Genomic DNA, 14,413 nt, shown 5'->3' on the forward strand with positions numbered 1-14,413 from the left:
CCTGGAAGGTTGGTAGTGTGCTTCCCACGAATGGAGGCAACTATGAAACTATATTCTCTTTGGGCGCTACCTCTACTGATTGGTAGTGCTACTAGCCAGGCGGATGCCCTTGAATCACAGTGGGAGCTGGCGATGACAGCCGCTTATGATCGCGCTTCTGATAGCTCACTTTTTGAGGCGCAATCAAGTGTGTCTCGGCAAGCTTTACTACAGGGGGCACTACAGTATGAAGCTTGGGAAGGGCAGATCTCTGCATTCCACCAGGCAGAGCGCGGTGGCAGTGAAGACTTAGAGTTGGTAGTTGAGGAGCTTTTCTGGCAGGGGAGCTGGCAGGACTGGGATTGGTTGCTGGGCAAACGCCGCCTGGACTTTGGTGTTGGTTATGGTCATCGTCCGCTGGATTGGTTTCTACCCATAGAGCGGAATCCGGTATCACTTCAAGTGAGCGAAGGAGTTGGGGTGGTGTCTGCCAGTCGTTTCACTGAGAATGGAGAGCTAAGTGTAATGCTGGTGGATGCCGGTATCAGCCAGGCCTCTGGGGGTGACAACCCAAAGGGATTTGCCATGCGCTGGTATCAGCTTGGAACTAGTGCAGAGTGGCAGTTACTGGGTTACATGGATGATCAGCGAGGTATGAACTTAGGGGGAAGCTGGGTTAATACTTATGGAGAGCAATGGGAGATCCATACAGAATGGCGCTACCAGCAAGAATACTGGCGCTGGCGAGCCCCAGCTTTGATGGCTATGCCAAAACAGGAGCAGATGGATGATGGCTGGCAAGCTCTTATAGGGATGACATGGGCAAACAGCATTGGGCATTCGGTTATTTTAGAGTACTGGTTTGATAGTCGGGCCTGGGGGAAAAGCGAATGGGAGCAGGTGTTTGATAACAGCCTGTGGTACCAAAATCAGGGAGTGCAGTGGGATGGCCTTCGCCAATCCTCAGCGATGGCCTTTTTAAGTGATAATACCCTGAGGCACAATTTACTTTTACATTGGACGCTTACCAATAATGAGTACCATCCAAAAGTAGATTTAATATACACGCCTGAAGATGGTGGCCTTATTTTAACTATCGGGGGTGAGAGGGAGATTGCGGACGATTGGGTACTTGGAACATCCGTAAGATATTTTGCTGGTCCTGATGAGTCTGCTTTTGCGCAGCTTCAAAACCAGGCTGTATTTACCTTGAGTACGACTATTGTTTTTTGAGTGGAGTTAAGGGTGAATCTGTTAAGAGAGTGCTTACGTACATTGATAATTTGTGTGGTGGTGGCGGTAATTACCCAGGCTATCTGGGGGGGGAGCTATGCAGTTCACGGCGTAATTTCTCTGGCGTACGGATTTATAGCGACATCCACGAGGCAGGTAGTCGAGTTTTTCAAGCCCACCTGGCCCTCAAAAGTAAAGTATGCGGTAGTGAGTTTAGCGGCAATTGTCCTGGGAACTCTACATGCTTGGTGGTGGGTATCGGGTTTTGGGGAATTTCGGGCACTTGATTTTTTAATTATTGCCATTCTTCTTTCCATTTTTCTCTATCAAGTCCATCTTAATCGGGAGCAGGCTTACCAATTTGAGAGGGAGCGGCAAGAAGCTGAATTGTTAAAGATGGAGCAACAAAAGACTTTGGCTCAGAGCCAGCTAAAAGTATTGCAAAGCCAGATTGAACCTCATTTTTTATTTAATACTCTGGCCAATCTGAAAATGCTTATTCGCCACGATCCTCAAAAGGCAGAAGTTCTACTGGATAACTTTAGTGACCTCTTGCGAATTAGCTTGAAAAAATCCCGTTCCGACCAGGTATCCTTAAAGGATGAGCTAAGCAGTTTGAAATGCTATTTGGAGATTCAAAAGATACGCTTGGGGGAACGGCTAGAGTATGAAGTTGATTTATCAGGGGATGTGAGTTTAGAGACATTTGTTCCCCCGTTACTTGTGCAACCCTTAGTCGAAAATGCAATTTTTCATGGCATTGAGCCTGCAGCCAAAGGTGGGCTGGTCAGGTTGCGGGTGAAACAGAAAGAAAACCAGTGGGTTATTGAGGTAGAAGATAACGGTGTGGGGCTCGCTGCTGGAGCTAATAAACTTAGCCCCAGCAAACATAATGGGATTGCGCTAAGCAATATTAGGGAGCGACTTTCTACCCTTTACCAAGAGCGTGGTAAGCTACTGATACAAAGTAATAATCAGGGCGGGGTAACTGCCCGTTTGGAGTTTCCATGCGTGCCATAATTGCAGACGATGAGCCTTTATTGCGTCACCATCTTGACCAAATGCTTGCCGATATTTTTCCTGAGCTTGAGATTGCAGGTAAAGCCTGTGATGGCCGCGAGGCGTTAGCCCTATGCCAACAAGAGGAGCCTGATGTAGTTTTTCTCGATATCCGCATGCCTGGAATGGATGGTTTGGCTGTTGCTGAGGCTCTTGGCAAATTAAAAACAAGTCCTATTGTTGTATTTATCACAGCCTATGATGAGTATGCTGTAAGTGCTTTTGAGCATGAGGCAGCCGACTATCTGCTAAAACCTATTGATGACAAGCGGCTGGAAAAAGCATGTGATCGTATTCGGCAGCGCCTGAGAGACCGGGAAGAGGGTAACCTAAAGTCAGGACCTGATATTGAGGCGTTGCTGAGGCAGCTTTCCTTAAGTAGACCTGAGTACCTTCGCTGGATTAAGGCAAGCAAAGGCGAAGATATTCATCTGATTGCCTGCGATGAGGTTTCGGCATTTGTGGCAGAGGACAAATACACGACGGTTTACTCCGGTCAGGGTGAGCATATTATTAGAACCCCTCTAAAGGAGTTGTTAGCTCAGTTGGAGCCAGATTTATTTTGGCAAATCCACCGTTCTACAATTGTCTGTGTGAAGCGCATTCAAAAAGTATGCCGTGGAATAACTGGCGGTGTATCTGTGGTGATGGATGACGGGCGTCAATATACAGTGAGTCGTAGGGCTGCTTCATTGTTTAAAACAATGTAGTGATCAACAATTTATATTTGTCTTAACTTAGGGGGTTAAATTGACCCCTCTATTTAAATTGATATGCATAGTAGAGATTCATATCTGCTACTTAAGATTTAGTAACTTTACCGCCCCTTATTTTTGATGGCCGGACATTCAGATTGGTTTGGTGTCGAGAGATCTTTAATCTAAATGCTCCAACTGCCTCTGATGAAAGGAAGGGTAATATGGTGGGACTGCGATAAGAGATTATAGCGTTAAAGATGATATTGGTTTTATTGAATTACTATTAAAGCCGTGCTTCAAACTTAATGGGGTTTTAATTGCCAAGGCTTTAGGATGGTTGCTGTTTGGGTTTGAATTTGGACGCTTGTTTATATATTTTTATGTTATTGCTATATGGTTTGACTAGTAATCTTGTGCGAGCTGAGGGGTTGTTTTTGTAATTGTCGGTAATTTACTTTAGGGGTTTGATTGGCATAATTGCCCGCGACTTGAGGGGTGGAGTGTTTTTTAATTGTAGATTAACTATTTTGGTGGGTTTGAGTTTGTTTGTGCCTGGTGCTTGAGATTCTGCCTGAAGGTCTATTTTCTGCTTATTTGGCTTGTAAAATAGGCTAAGATTTTTCTTTATGGTTTTTCTATTTTAGGACATTTTCTTAAATGGCTGGGAAGGTATATATGCTGCATTCTTCCCGAAAGTGCCTAATCTATTTTCCTCTTGTAATGCCAGGTATTCTGCTGTGAGTACCTGTGTGTAAATTTTCTCCGATAATTAATGGAATAATTATGTTGGATAGTTTTAAGTTGGATCCTTCTTCTGTAGAAGGAGTTGAGGATCTAATTGAGGTGAAATCTCCCTACTTTGCGCTAGAGGCTTTACATTTTGACGCTGACGGCTGGCTTGTTGCTAAAGTGCCTGTGCAATGTCAGAGTACATATGAAAATAGTTTAATGGATGTCGCGGAAATTGGTCGACACTTGGCAATTTTGGGCTCTTGTTTTGGCGCTTTGGCCAATCCAGTGAGATCCAAGCATTACTACCTGGCACGCAAAGCTGATTTGAAAACTTATGATAGCTTTGTTTCTGATATGCGCCCTGATCACCTTCTGGCCCGAACCAAAGCCGTATTTACCAATAAGAGAGAGTTGGTTGCTGAGGCTGAATTATTAGACCCTGCCGGTGAAGTGGCGGCACGACTTAACGTGAAATATCATGTGATACGGGAGCGATCTTTCCATAAGATATATAGTGATAGTATCCATGATATCACTCCTGTTATTAGCGATATTAATCCTTACTCCAAAAGTATTGATATTAATGTACATAATATTGATCTAATGTCTCTGACGGCAAGTATCGGTAGAGTTACTCCACAAATGTGCATGGGGCATTTTGATAGGGTGAAAGCGTTGCCCGTTGCAATTGCCTCGCAGAGCCTTATTAAGTCATGTTGTATATTTTTGAGGCGGTTGACAGGTGAAGATAGTGCTCGTTTTATAGTTACTTCTGCGGATTTGTATGCGGACAACTTAGCGCTGGCAGGACAAGATGTAGATATAAAAGTAGAACTCTTAGATGTTGAAAACGATGTTTTTATTGTTCGTACTATAGCTACAAATAATTTGGGGCAGTCTGTCGGTGAAATGATCACCCATATTGCAATGGTGGATTAGTCTTTGTAAATTTCATTTGATATTTTGTACAGATCAGGGGAGCTGCTCTTTTGATCTGTATCCACTCCATGTGCATCGCACTAATCTTATTAGTATCAATTTAGATACCAAGTCTTCAATATTTTGGCGATTATGCAGTCTTTACTAATTGGTACTCTCTCCTGAGTTTAGACGCTTTAACGATAGCATCTCTTCGCGTGCAGTAATTTTCCACCTATCCACCCTCTAGGGAGCCTCTGAATAACTCCGTAATGCCTCTGCGGGTCTTGAAGGCTGCAGATGTTAGGCGCAGCTCGCCGTGAATGGCCGCAGCCCTTTGCAAGAGCTGCAACGCAGTAGCTGTGGCCTTCAAGGCCCGCCCTTCGGGGCGTGCAGAGCGATTCACACTCCGCGTTGTGACTTCTTGAAAGGTCTAGACATTCCTGCGAAGCCGCGCCTTGATTGTGAACCGCTCTGCATGCCAGAGGTATCGCGGAGTTATTCAGAGGCCCCCTAGAGCCATTCAGCATAAGTTTTTGCCTCTTATCCTCTCCAGAGACAGTTCATCGCACTGTCCTGAATGATACTTGGATGCTAGGTAATCTATTAAAAATTCAGAAGCAAGGAGAAGTGTAATGAAAAGGTTACTTGTAATAATGGCTTTAAATCTTGGAGTGAGCGTTTCATCCCTTGCTGCCCAGGACGCAAAAATGGAAGATTTGTACCAAAAAGCGGCAGCACAGGGTGGGGCGGCGATAGAAGAGTCCTATGAGGCTTTTAAGACTTTACAGAAAGATAACCCCTCTGATCCTATTGTACTTTTTTACCTGGGGGCTAGTGAGACTCTAATGGCAAAAGAAAGCTGGTTGCCCTGGAGAAAGGTCAGTTATGCAGAGAATGGAATTGCCCGTATGGATAAGGCGCTCACCATAATTGAAGAAATGGATAACCCTGGCCGTTCCTCTCAGGGGATGCCTCAAGACTTACTGCTTAAAGGAATTGCCGCAACAACTTTTACTAAGGTGCCAAAGCTATTTAATTCTTTTGACCGTGGGTTTGAACTTTATCATGAGTTGATGGGCGATCCACGCATAGGATATATGCCGCCAGACGCTACTCGCTGGATTTACTGTGGCGCATTGCAGGCTGCAGAGCTTGAGGGTGACAAGGCGTTAGTGAATTTATGGGGAGCAAAGGCTGAGAGTCATGGCATATCAAATCCATGTGGTGATGTTAAAAACTCTGACTAATAGTGCGAACAGGTAGTAAATCTATGTTACAGCTCACTCATATTGAAAAGACTTACACTTCCGGTGAGGTTCAACTTAGGGCCCTAAAAGATGTGAATCTGGATATTCGAGCAGGCACTATGGTAGCTCTGTGCGGACCATCGGGGTCTGGTAAAAGTACCTTGTTAAATATTTGCGGGCTACTGGATCATGATTACAGCGGAGAAGTCTGCTTTGCCGGCGAGGTGCTGAGAAAAAGCCATCGGCAGTCAATGAAGATCCGTCGTACCCAGCTGGGTTTTGTATTCCAAAAGTTTAATTTGGTTCCGGTAATGACAGCCTTTGAGAATGTAGCCTTTCCACTTCTTTTGAATGGAATGAAAGAAGGTGAAGTAAGGCGGCGTGTAATGGGCATGTTGGATCATGTCGGGCTGTCCCAGTTTTCCAACTACAGGCCAGATCGACTTTCAGGTGGACAACAGCAGAGAGTAGCAATCGCTCGAGCACTGGTGCATCAGCCCAAACTGGTAATTGCTGATGAACCTACGGCCAGCTTGGATAGTGTTACCGCACAACAAATTATTGAGTTAATGAAAAATTTGGGAGTGGAGCAAAAAACAGCTTTTATTGTTGCCAGTCATGATGATCGAATGACTCGTCATTGCGATAGAGTTGTTGAGTTGAAAGATGGTGTAATTCTGCAGGAGAGTGCTTTATGCGTCGCTTAAAAGTCGCGGTTTTAAATTTATTGCGCAATCGTCGCAGAAGCTTTCTTGCTGTTGCCATTATCTCCATTGTGGTAACGGCCTTGATGACCTCCGGAGGTTTTGGCCTATTTACATATCAATCCCTTAAAGAGAGCGCGGCGCGCAGTGAGGGGCATTTGGTGCTAACACAGCCGGGATATTTCTCTTCTGATGAGGACTTTCCTCTTCAGCTTGGTTTAGATAATGCCAATAAATTACGTAGGGACTTGTTAGTTGAGGAAAATGTGAAGGCCGTGCAGCCTAGAGTTTATCTGCAAGGGTTAATTTCCAATGGTGATAAGTCTTCTATTTTTTTAGGTCAGGGGATATTGCCAAGTGAATTTCGGGTGAAGGGGCCTTTTCTAAATGTCACTGAGGGCAGTATTTTATCAAACCGTGAAGATATCAGTGATCCTGAGATTATGCTGGGTAAAGATCTCGCAAGAAATCTTAATGTAAGGCCTGGGGATTATATTACTTTAATGTCCTCTACAGTTCACGGGGCTCTCAATGCAATGGATTTTAAGGTTAGGGGAGTTTTCGGGACTGGTGTTCCAGATATGGATAAGCGTCAAGTATATATTTCTGTTCAGGCTGCGCAGTTCCTTTTAGATAGTGACAGGGTCTCAACCATGGCAATCTATGGCTATAGCCTTGATAAGACATCGAGCTTGCAGGAAAGACTGCGTGAGTTAGTTCCAGAGTTGGAAATTACAACTTGGGAGGATCGTGCCTTTTTCTATCAGGGAGTGAAGAGTCTTTATGATCGAATTTTTGGGTTGATGGGCATCATTATGGCACTGGTTATCTTTGTCTCGCTTTTCAATACGCTGGCAATGTCGGTAACAGAGAGAACACGGGAAATAGGTACCTTGTCCGCACTGGGTGCATCCAAAGTGGAATTGATAACTGGGTTTATATTGGAGGCTTTAGTACTTGCTGTAGTGGGTTCTTTAGCAGGTGTTATTTTGGCTGGTCTGATAAGCGCTGGGTTGATGATGTTTGACATTACTATGCCGCCACCTCCGGGAAAAACAACGGGGTATCCTTTGACTGTTTATTTCTCTATTAACTTGGCTTGGATGATTTCGGTTGCAATAGCTGCGATATGTGTTTTTTCATCCTTCCTTGCGGCGCGGAAAGGTGTCAATAAACCGATTACTGAGGCATTGGTCCATGTATAAATTAAGATTAGGCAGAGTTAGCTTGGCGATTGGTTTTTTGCTGATGTTCTCTCCCTTTGTTTCAGCTGGGGCTGAGGAGAAGGAAAGTCATTTTTCCGCTGTACAGGTAGAAAGCATGTTGGCCAAAGCCGATTCCTATCGTCTTGGAGAGTCATCTTCAAAAGTTGTCACCAACATCCAGGTTTTTAAACAGGGAGAGTTAGAAAGCGAAGATCGCTACCATGTTTATACTCGCCCTGAGAGAAAATCATTGGTGGTATTTAAAGGTGTTGGTGAAGAGGGGCAAAAAATGCTGATGCTGCAGGATAACTACTGGCTATTGATGCCCCGCAGCCGCCGCCCTATCCGCATAACACCGATGCAAAGATTGCTGGGGGAGGCTTCAATTGGTGATATCGCCACTTTGACCTGGAGTCAGGACTATCGGGGGCAATTCGAGGCAAGTGAAATTCTAAAGGATAAATTGACCCACAAACTTCAGCTGGAGGCAAAAACCAAAGGAGCCAGCTATCAAAAGATAAAATTGTGGCTTGATAGTGAGAGTTTCTTCCCAATCCAAGCGGAGCTTTACTTGAAATCTGGAAAGTTGGCTAAGGTTGCGCATTTTGTATCGGGGATAAAGGATGAAGAGCTATTTGTGCAGGAGATGGTTTTGGTTGATAGCATCAAAGCTACCACTGAAACCAGAGTTCACTACGAAAGTAGCACTGCGCATCAGTTAGCGGAAAAATTTTACAATCCGGCTTACTTGAGTCGGCAGTCAAAAATGGATCTGTGAGAGTGGATCTGAGCGGGTAACTGCCTCTGCCAGTATCAATTCCGATACTGGCAGAGGTGCGGAAAATTAGGCTGCCTCAATTGATGCTATTTGAATTTTCCGCTCTTCGGAAAAAGCTCTATCAAGCTCTTCTGCCTCCCTGAGACGTTTTATTTTATCAAAGAACAATTGGGCTTCAGGAAAAGCCAATTTCAAGTAAGTGAGCCATTGTTTAATACGATTGCCCAGATACTTGGAAGGGTAAACTTCTCGGGTGGTTTGATAGTAACCCCAAAGAATTTCAATAATCTCTTGCCAGCCCATTGCTGTATAGCTCTCACCTGAGCAGTAGGCTTTTATCTGCTTGCCCAAATCTGGCCTGGCTAGCAGGCTGCGACCAAACATAAATGCTTCGCATCCGGTTACTTCACGGCAGCGTTGAAATTCCTCAAGTGTCCAGATATCCCCGTTGGCAATGACTGGGATTTCGAGTTTTTGACGAATTTCACCGATGTATTCCCAGTAGGCTGGGGGTTTATAGCCATCGACTTTGGAGCGAGCGTGTACTGCCAGTTCATTTGCGCCGCCAGCTGCTGCGGCCTGGGCGTTATCCATATAGCTAGAGCGATCATTAAAGCCCAGTCGGATTTTTGCGGTGACAGGGATGTTTTCCGGGACAGCGCGGCGAACCGCTCCTACAATAGCTTCCACTCTGTGAGGGCTTTGCAATAGGCAGGCGCCACCGTCGCTGTTATTCACTGATTTTGCAGGGCAGCCGAAATTGAGATCAATTGCTGTAGCACCGAACTCAACTGCTTTTACTGCATTAATTGCCATTGCATTGGGGTTGCCGCCTAACAGCTGTAACCGTACTGGAATCCCGCTTGGGGTCTTTGCACCTTTGTCGACCTCTGGGCACAAGCGGGTGAATACTCTGCGAGGCAAGCGAGTATTAGTGACACGAACAAACTCTGTAACACAGATATCGACCCCTCCAATGGCGGAGAGCAGGGCACGTACGTGATGGTCGATTACCCCTTCCATTGGTGCCTGGTAAATCGTAGGTTCTGGGGTAGGTGTCTTGTCGGTCATAAGTCAGTTGAGAGGTAAATCATAAATCTAAAGGCGCATATTCTATCAGCAAGTTATTGTAATGGCGCAAAAACGATCATTCTTCAGTATATAAAAGTAGGAGAAATAAACTCAGCCTATTGATGTTTTGCACCAAAATTGGGCGTGGCAATTTAGACCCCTCCGTTGCCCCTGAAACCAATAAGTGTTTGATTTTAAAAGCAACTTGTATTGATAATAGAAAAATATCAGCATTTTGGAACTAACGAATTTTTTCCTGTGTGCCCGCTCTTTTTGGGGAAGGATCAGGTGCAGCGGCGGTTGAAATTACCGGTCTAGGGAATAAGATTCCGATGTGCAGAAATTTGGGACGGCTGGGCTAAGTGAGATTTTCCCGGGCAAGTTTATTGGTTGTACGACATAAATTTGTTTAATTGTGAGCGAAGATTTTACATATGCACAAAATATCAATTGGGGTGTTTCAGCTGTCCTGAATAAATAGGTACGTAAATTCATAGTGTTACGGGGACAGATGAAACCGTCCGGAATGGCTGGTTTTATTGCCTGGTGCCAGGGGGAATAAACAGTGCAAGAAACACTTTTGCAACAGGGGCTAGATATCACCCTGTTTGGTATGGGAATTGTTTTTACTTTTCTGCTATTGCTGGTGATCGGTACCGGTATTATGTCGAGAGTCATCTCCCGCTATTTCCCCGAAGCGGAGCCCGTATCCGACGCGCCTTCCCCAACCGCTGGGAATGATAAGGCCCATTTACATGCGGTGATTAAAGCGGCGATCGAACAGCATCGCAAAAGAAGCTAACCACCAATCGCTTCCAAACAATTTCCAATAATTTCTGCCGAGAGAGATAACCCATGACTGAGGTTAAAAAGCCATTGGGGATTACCGATGTAGTCCTGCGCGATGCCCACCAGTCACTGTTCGCTACCCGACTGCGACTGGACGATATGCTGCCGATTGCTGAGAAGCTCGATAAAGTTGGCTTCTGGTCTCTGGAGTCCTGGGGGGGTGCTACTTTCGACTCCTGCATTCGCTATCTCGGAGAAGATCCCTGGGAGCGTATTCGCGAACTGAAGAAAGCTATGCCGAACACGCCCCAACAGATGCTGTTCAGGGGACAGAATATTCTCGGCTACCGCCACTATGCGGATGACGTGGTTGAGAAGTTTGTAGAGCGTGCTGCAGTCAATGGGGTAGACGTGTTCCGCGTGTTCGACGCGATGAACGATATGCGCAACCTGAAAACCGCACTGGCTGCGGTGAAGAAACAAGAGAAGCACGCTCAGGGCACCATCTCCTATACCGTGAGCCCAGTACACACCATGGACTTGTGGGTGGACCTGGGGCGCCAGATTGAGGATATGGGAGCGGATTCCATCGCGATCAAGGACATGGCCGGTCTGCTGCGCCCCTATGAGGGCTACGAGCTGGTGAAACGTTTGAAGGCCGCCGTGGACATCCCCATCCATATGCAGTGCCACGCTACTACTGGTTTATCTACGGCTACCGCTCTCAAGTGTATTGAGGCGGGTATCGACAACGTGGACACCGCGATCAGCTCTATGTCCATGACCTATGGTCACAGCCCAACCGAAGCGTTGGTGGCCATTTTGGAAGGCACTGAGCGGGACACCGGGCTGGACATTAACCTGCTGGAAGAAATTGCGGCTTACTTCCGTAACGTTCGCAAGAAATACGCGAAGTTTGAGGGTTCCTTGAAAGGCGTGGATTCCCGCATCCTGGTGGCTCAGGTACCCGGTGGCATGCTCACCAATATGGAAAACCAGCTGCGCGAACAGGGCGCCGGGGATCGCCTGGATGATGTACTTGAGGAAATCCCCCGGGTGCGTGAAGACCTGGGCTGTATCCCGCTGGTTACTCCCACGTCCCAGATTGTGGGTACCCAGGCGGTGCTCAATGTTCTGACTGGAGAGCGTTATAAGTCGATCTCTAAAGAGACTGCCGCCGTCTTGAAAGGCGAATACGGTGCGGCACCTGCTGAAGTTAATCAGGAGCTGCAGGTCCGGGTCCTGGATGGAGCGAATCCGGTTACCTGTCGTCCGGCAGACCTGTTGGCACCAGAGTTGGACAAGTTAACTTTGGAGCTTCAAGAGAAAGCGGGTGAACAAGATGTGGCCCTGACCGATGGTGAGGGGGAGATCGATGATGTGCTTACCTATGCACTCTTCCCACAGATTGGCCTGAAGTTCCTGAAGAACCGTGGTAATCCAGAAGCTTTTGAGCCGGTACCTACCGGTAATGAAGGTGCTGCAGTCAAGAACGACAAAGGTGAAGAAGTTTACACCGTGACTGTAGAGGGACAGAGCTACACCGTCACTGTGGCCGATGGTGGTGACTTAACCAATATTACCCCAGTGTCTGGTGCTGCTCCAGCATCTGCAGCTAGTGCACCTTCCGTGCCTGCTACCGGAGGTGAGCCGGTTAATGCGCCTCTCGCTGGAAATATCTTCAAAGTAATGGTGAAGCCTGGGGATCAGGTGAGCGAAGGCCAGGCGGTGTTAGTACTGGAAGCGATGAAGATGGAAACTGTAGTGAGTGCCCCTCGTGCCGGTAACGTCGCCAGTGTGGCAGTAAAAGAAGGCGATTCAGTGGCGGTGGGTGATGCCCTGCTGTCTATTGCATAGCCAAAGGTAGGAGTCACACGTGGATAATCTGATTACTCTTTGGCATTCCTCCGGTGTCGCGCAGATGGCCTCGGGCCAGTTCATTATGATTTTGGTGGGCCTGGGCCTGCTGTTTTTGGCCATTCGCAAAAACTTTGAGCCCCTGCTTTTGGTGCCTATCGGTTTCGGCGGAATCCTGGCCAATATTCCCGGTGCCGATTTGGCACTCTCAGCCGCAGAGACAGCCCTTACCCAGGGAGATGGAGCTGTTTTGGCGCAAATGGCCCAGATCCTGGGCCTTGATAGTACTTCAGCTTTACCCGCGCTAAAGGAAGCTCTGGCCAGTGCGCCGGCAGCCGTGCAGGTACAAGCAGCTGAGTTTGCCCGGGATGCCGGTTTCAACAACGGTATGTTGTATAACTTCTATTCCGTAGCTATTGCTTCCGGCATTGCGCCGTTGGTGATTTTTATGGGCGTAGGGGCTATGACTGACTTTGGTCCACTACTAGCCAATCCGCGCACCTTGTTCCTCGGTGCAGCGGCCCAGTTTGGGATCTTTGCCACGGTGCTCGGTGCTGTGGGTCTCTCGGTAGCGGGAATCATGGACTTCTCAATCGCCGATGCCGCTGCGATCGGTATTATCGGTGGAGCAGATGGCCCCACAGCTATCTATGTTTCCAGCCTATTGGCCCCGGACTTGTTGGGGGCTATAGCTGTAGCGGCTTATTCGTATATGGCGCTAGTGCCTATGATTCAGCCGCCGATTATGCGAGCCCTGACTACTGAGCAGGAACGCAAAATTGAAATGGTGCAATTGCGCCATGTGAGCAAGCGGGAAAAAATTGCCTTCCCGATGTTGCTGCTGATTTTGGTGGCCCTGTTCCTGCCAGCTGCTGCACCGCTGTTGGGTATGTTCTGCTTTGGTAACCTGATGCGTGAGTGCGGAGTCGTTTCCCGATTGTCGGACACCGCTCAGAACGCGCTGATCAATATCACCACTATTTTCCTGGGCCTTTCCGTTGGTTCGAAATTGGCGGCAGACAAATTCCTCGATCCTAAAACCCTGGGTATTTTGGCTTTGGGTATTGTGGCGTTTGCGATCGGCACTGCGGCTGGCGTGTTGATGGCCAAGTTGATCAATGTATTCAGCAAGCACAAGATTAACCCATTGATTGGTTCTGCCGGTGTTTCTGCCGTACCTATGGCCGCGCGGGTATCCAACAAAGTGGGGCTTGAATCCAATCCTCACAACTTCCTGTTGATGCACGCAATGGGCCCCAACGTAGCAGGTGTTATCGGTTCTGCGGTGGCTGCGGGTGTGATGATCAGTATGGTGCGGAGCCTTACTGGCGGGTAACTAAAATCCATTGCTTTGGAAGAGAGGGCGAACAGTGTTCGCCCTTTTTTGTTGACCTAAAACAAATGCATTTTGTCCGCTTTTGCTGGTTAAAACAGATCCTTCTGATTTAAATAATGTGAAGAGGCAGTCATAGCTGGAGTAGGTATGTTAATCCGGTCAACAGAGCATCTCCATCGATAGAATTCATTTTGAGTTAAGGTTAGTTGCGCTATATTCCTCCCAAAATTTTTACTGGAATAAAAATTCATTAGGAAGTAACCCCAATGCGTAGTTTGCCATTCTTAATTGCCTTTGCTCTTTTCTCCACTAGTGCATTTGCACATGATAATCATCAAACTGCGGAAGAAGTCCGCCAGTTAAAGAAAGAGGTGGTTAAGCTCCGTAAAGAAGTACACTCTGACCACAAACAGGATGTTGGAGCTGAAAATGTTCGTGACTTAGAAAAAGAAGTGTTTAAGTTACGAAAAAATGTCCATCGGCTTCAGGACTTGATTTTGGAGTTGCAGGCGAGTATTGAAGCTCAGTCTGAATTGGCACATCCAGTTCCGGTGGAGGAGCGCCCTAAGTGGGCTTGTTATATGTCAGATGTAAAAGCTGGGGGTATTCACTCTAAGGGCTTTAGTCGTATTGAAGCGAAGGGGAGATTACTTGAAATTTGCTCCCAACGTGGTGGCCTTTGCTTTGAGAGTGGAATTGAATGCTCCGATGAGTAGTAACTAATAGCCAGTTTAATATGGGGCGGCTACTCTTGGATGAGTTTGCGCCCCTGGCTACCCCTTAAAAAGTAAGGACGATAACTAT

General features: G+C 46.9%; 13 protein-coding genes. 12 read left to right on the plus strand and 1 reads right to left on the minus strand.

Annotated elements, in window-relative coordinates; genetic code table 11:
* Nucleotides 1-42 precede the first annotated feature (42 nt).
* From ACJJI8_RS13385 to ACJJI8_RS13420, 8 genes are all read left to right on the plus strand, one after another.
* Nucleotides 43-1,212, plus strand: coding sequence for a hypothetical protein (locus ACJJI8_RS13385; RefSeq protein WP_444932677.1), 1,170 nt, complete (start codon nucleotides 43-45; stop codon nucleotides 1,210-1,212).
* 12 nt (nucleotides 1,213-1,224) lie between these two features.
* Nucleotides 1,225-2,232, plus strand: coding sequence for a sensor histidine kinase (locus tag ACJJI8_RS13390; RefSeq protein ID WP_444916594.1), 1,008 nt, complete (start codon nucleotides 1,225-1,227; stop codon nucleotides 2,230-2,232).
* On the plus strand, nucleotides 2,220-2,981 hold the full coding sequence (locus ACJJI8_RS13395) for a LytR/AlgR family response regulator transcription factor (RefSeq protein ID WP_444916595.1): 762 nt from the start codon (nucleotides 2,220-2,222) through the stop codon (nucleotides 2,979-2,981). Before ACJJI8_RS13390 ends, ACJJI8_RS13395 begins: the two co-directional genes overlap by 13 nt.
* A 771-nt stretch (nucleotides 2,982-3,752) precedes the next feature.
* On the plus strand, nucleotides 3,753-4,640 hold the full coding sequence (locus ACJJI8_RS13400; RefSeq protein ID WP_444932678.1) for a hypothetical protein: 888 nt from the start codon (nucleotides 3,753-3,755) through the stop codon (nucleotides 4,638-4,640).
* A 614-nt stretch (nucleotides 4,641-5,254) separates the two neighbouring features.
* Nucleotides 5,255-5,869, plus strand: coding sequence for a hypothetical protein (locus tag ACJJI8_RS13405; RefSeq protein WP_444932679.1), 615 nt, complete (start codon nucleotides 5,255-5,257; stop codon nucleotides 5,867-5,869).
* Nucleotides 5,870-5,892: 23 nt separating this feature from the next.
* Entirely contained in the window at nucleotides 5,893-6,576 is a 684-nt protein-coding gene (locus ACJJI8_RS13410; protein WP_444896590.1) for an ABC transporter ATP-binding protein, read from the plus strand.
* Nucleotides 6,564-7,778 (plus strand): ABC transporter permease, encoded by a 1,215-nt coding sequence (locus ACJJI8_RS13415; protein WP_444932680.1) that lies wholly within the window; start codon nucleotides 6,564-6,566, stop codon nucleotides 7,776-7,778. Before ACJJI8_RS13410 ends, ACJJI8_RS13415 begins: the two co-directional genes overlap by 13 nt.
* The gene (locus ACJJI8_RS13420; protein WP_444932681.1) at nucleotides 7,771-8,556 is read left to right on the plus strand and encodes an outer membrane lipoprotein-sorting protein; all 786 of its coding nucleotides are present in this window, start codon (nucleotides 7,771-7,773) and stop codon (nucleotides 8,554-8,556) included. The genes ACJJI8_RS13415 and ACJJI8_RS13420 overlap by 8 nt, the downstream gene beginning before the upstream one ends.
* A gap of 66 nt (nucleotides 8,557-8,622) precedes the next feature.
* On the opposite strand, the gene ACJJI8_RS13425 is transcribed toward ACJJI8_RS13420, so the two are convergent.
* Complete coding sequence (locus tag ACJJI8_RS13425) at nucleotides 8,623-9,627, minus strand: tRNA dihydrouridine synthase (protein WP_444932682.1); 1,005 nt, start codon at nucleotides 9,625-9,627, stop codon at nucleotides 8,623-8,625.
* 565 nt (nucleotides 9,628-10,192) lie between these two features.
* On the opposite strand from ACJJI8_RS13425, the gene ACJJI8_RS13430 reads away from it, so the two are divergent.
* The 4 genes from ACJJI8_RS13430 (at nucleotide 10,193) to ACJJI8_RS13445 (ending at nucleotide 14,325) form a co-directional block, all read left to right on the plus strand.
* Nucleotides 10,193-10,429: an OadG family protein gene (locus ACJJI8_RS13430; protein ID WP_444932683.1), complete on the plus strand. Its 237-nt coding sequence runs from the start codon at nucleotides 10,193-10,195 to the stop codon at nucleotides 10,427-10,429.
* A gap of 53 nt (nucleotides 10,430-10,482) precedes the next feature.
* On the plus strand, nucleotides 10,483-12,273 hold the full coding sequence (gene oadA, locus ACJJI8_RS13435; protein ID WP_444932684.1) for a sodium-extruding oxaloacetate decarboxylase subunit alpha: 1,791 nt from the start codon (nucleotides 10,483-10,485) through the stop codon (nucleotides 12,271-12,273).
* Between the two features lie 19 nt (nucleotides 12,274-12,292).
* Nucleotides 12,293-13,609, plus strand: coding sequence for a sodium ion-translocating decarboxylase subunit beta (locus ACJJI8_RS13440; RefSeq protein WP_282933579.1), 1,317 nt, complete (start codon nucleotides 12,293-12,295; stop codon nucleotides 13,607-13,609).
* Between the two features lie 266 nt (nucleotides 13,610-13,875).
* Nucleotides 13,876-14,325 (plus strand): hypothetical protein, encoded by a 450-nt coding sequence (locus ACJJI8_RS13445; protein WP_444932685.1) that lies wholly within the window; start codon nucleotides 13,876-13,878, stop codon nucleotides 14,323-14,325.
* The last annotated feature ends 88 nt before the right edge of the window (nucleotides 14,326-14,413 follow it).

Source organism: Microbulbifer maximicatervae (SeqCode), from assembly GCF_052467695.1.

Coding starts and splice junctions, on each gene's coding strand:
- ACJJI8_RS13395 (WP_444916595.1), top strand. CDS start 2,220: ATGCGTGCCATAATTGCAGACGATGAGCCTTTATTGCGTCACCATCTT.
- ACJJI8_RS13410 (WP_444896590.1), top strand. CDS start 5,893: ATGTTACAGCTCACTCATATTGAAAAGACTTACACTTCCGGTGAGGTT.
- oadA (WP_444932684.1), top strand. CDS start 10,483: ATGACTGAGGTTAAAAAGCCATTGGGGATTACCGATGTAGTCCTGCGC.
- ACJJI8_RS13400 (WP_444932678.1), top strand. CDS start 3,753: ATGTTGGATAGTTTTAAGTTGGATCCTTCTTCTGTAGAAGGAGTTGAG.
- ACJJI8_RS13425 (WP_444932682.1), bottom strand. CDS start 9,627: ATGACCGACAAGACACCTACCCCAGAACCTACGATTTACCAGGCACCA.
- ACJJI8_RS13415 (WP_444932680.1), top strand. CDS start 6,564: ATGCGTCGCTTAAAAGTCGCGGTTTTAAATTTATTGCGCAATCGTCGC.
- ACJJI8_RS13445 (WP_444932685.1), top strand. CDS start 13,876: ATGCGTAGTTTGCCATTCTTAATTGCCTTTGCTCTTTTCTCCACTAGT.
- ACJJI8_RS13420 (WP_444932681.1), top strand. CDS start 7,771: ATGTATAAATTAAGATTAGGCAGAGTTAGCTTGGCGATTGGTTTTTTG.
- ACJJI8_RS13385 (WP_444932677.1), top strand. CDS start 43: ATGAAACTATATTCTCTTTGGGCGCTACCTCTACTGATTGGTAGTGCT.
- ACJJI8_RS13405 (WP_444932679.1), top strand. CDS start 5,255: ATGAAAAGGTTACTTGTAATAATGGCTTTAAATCTTGGAGTGAGCGTT.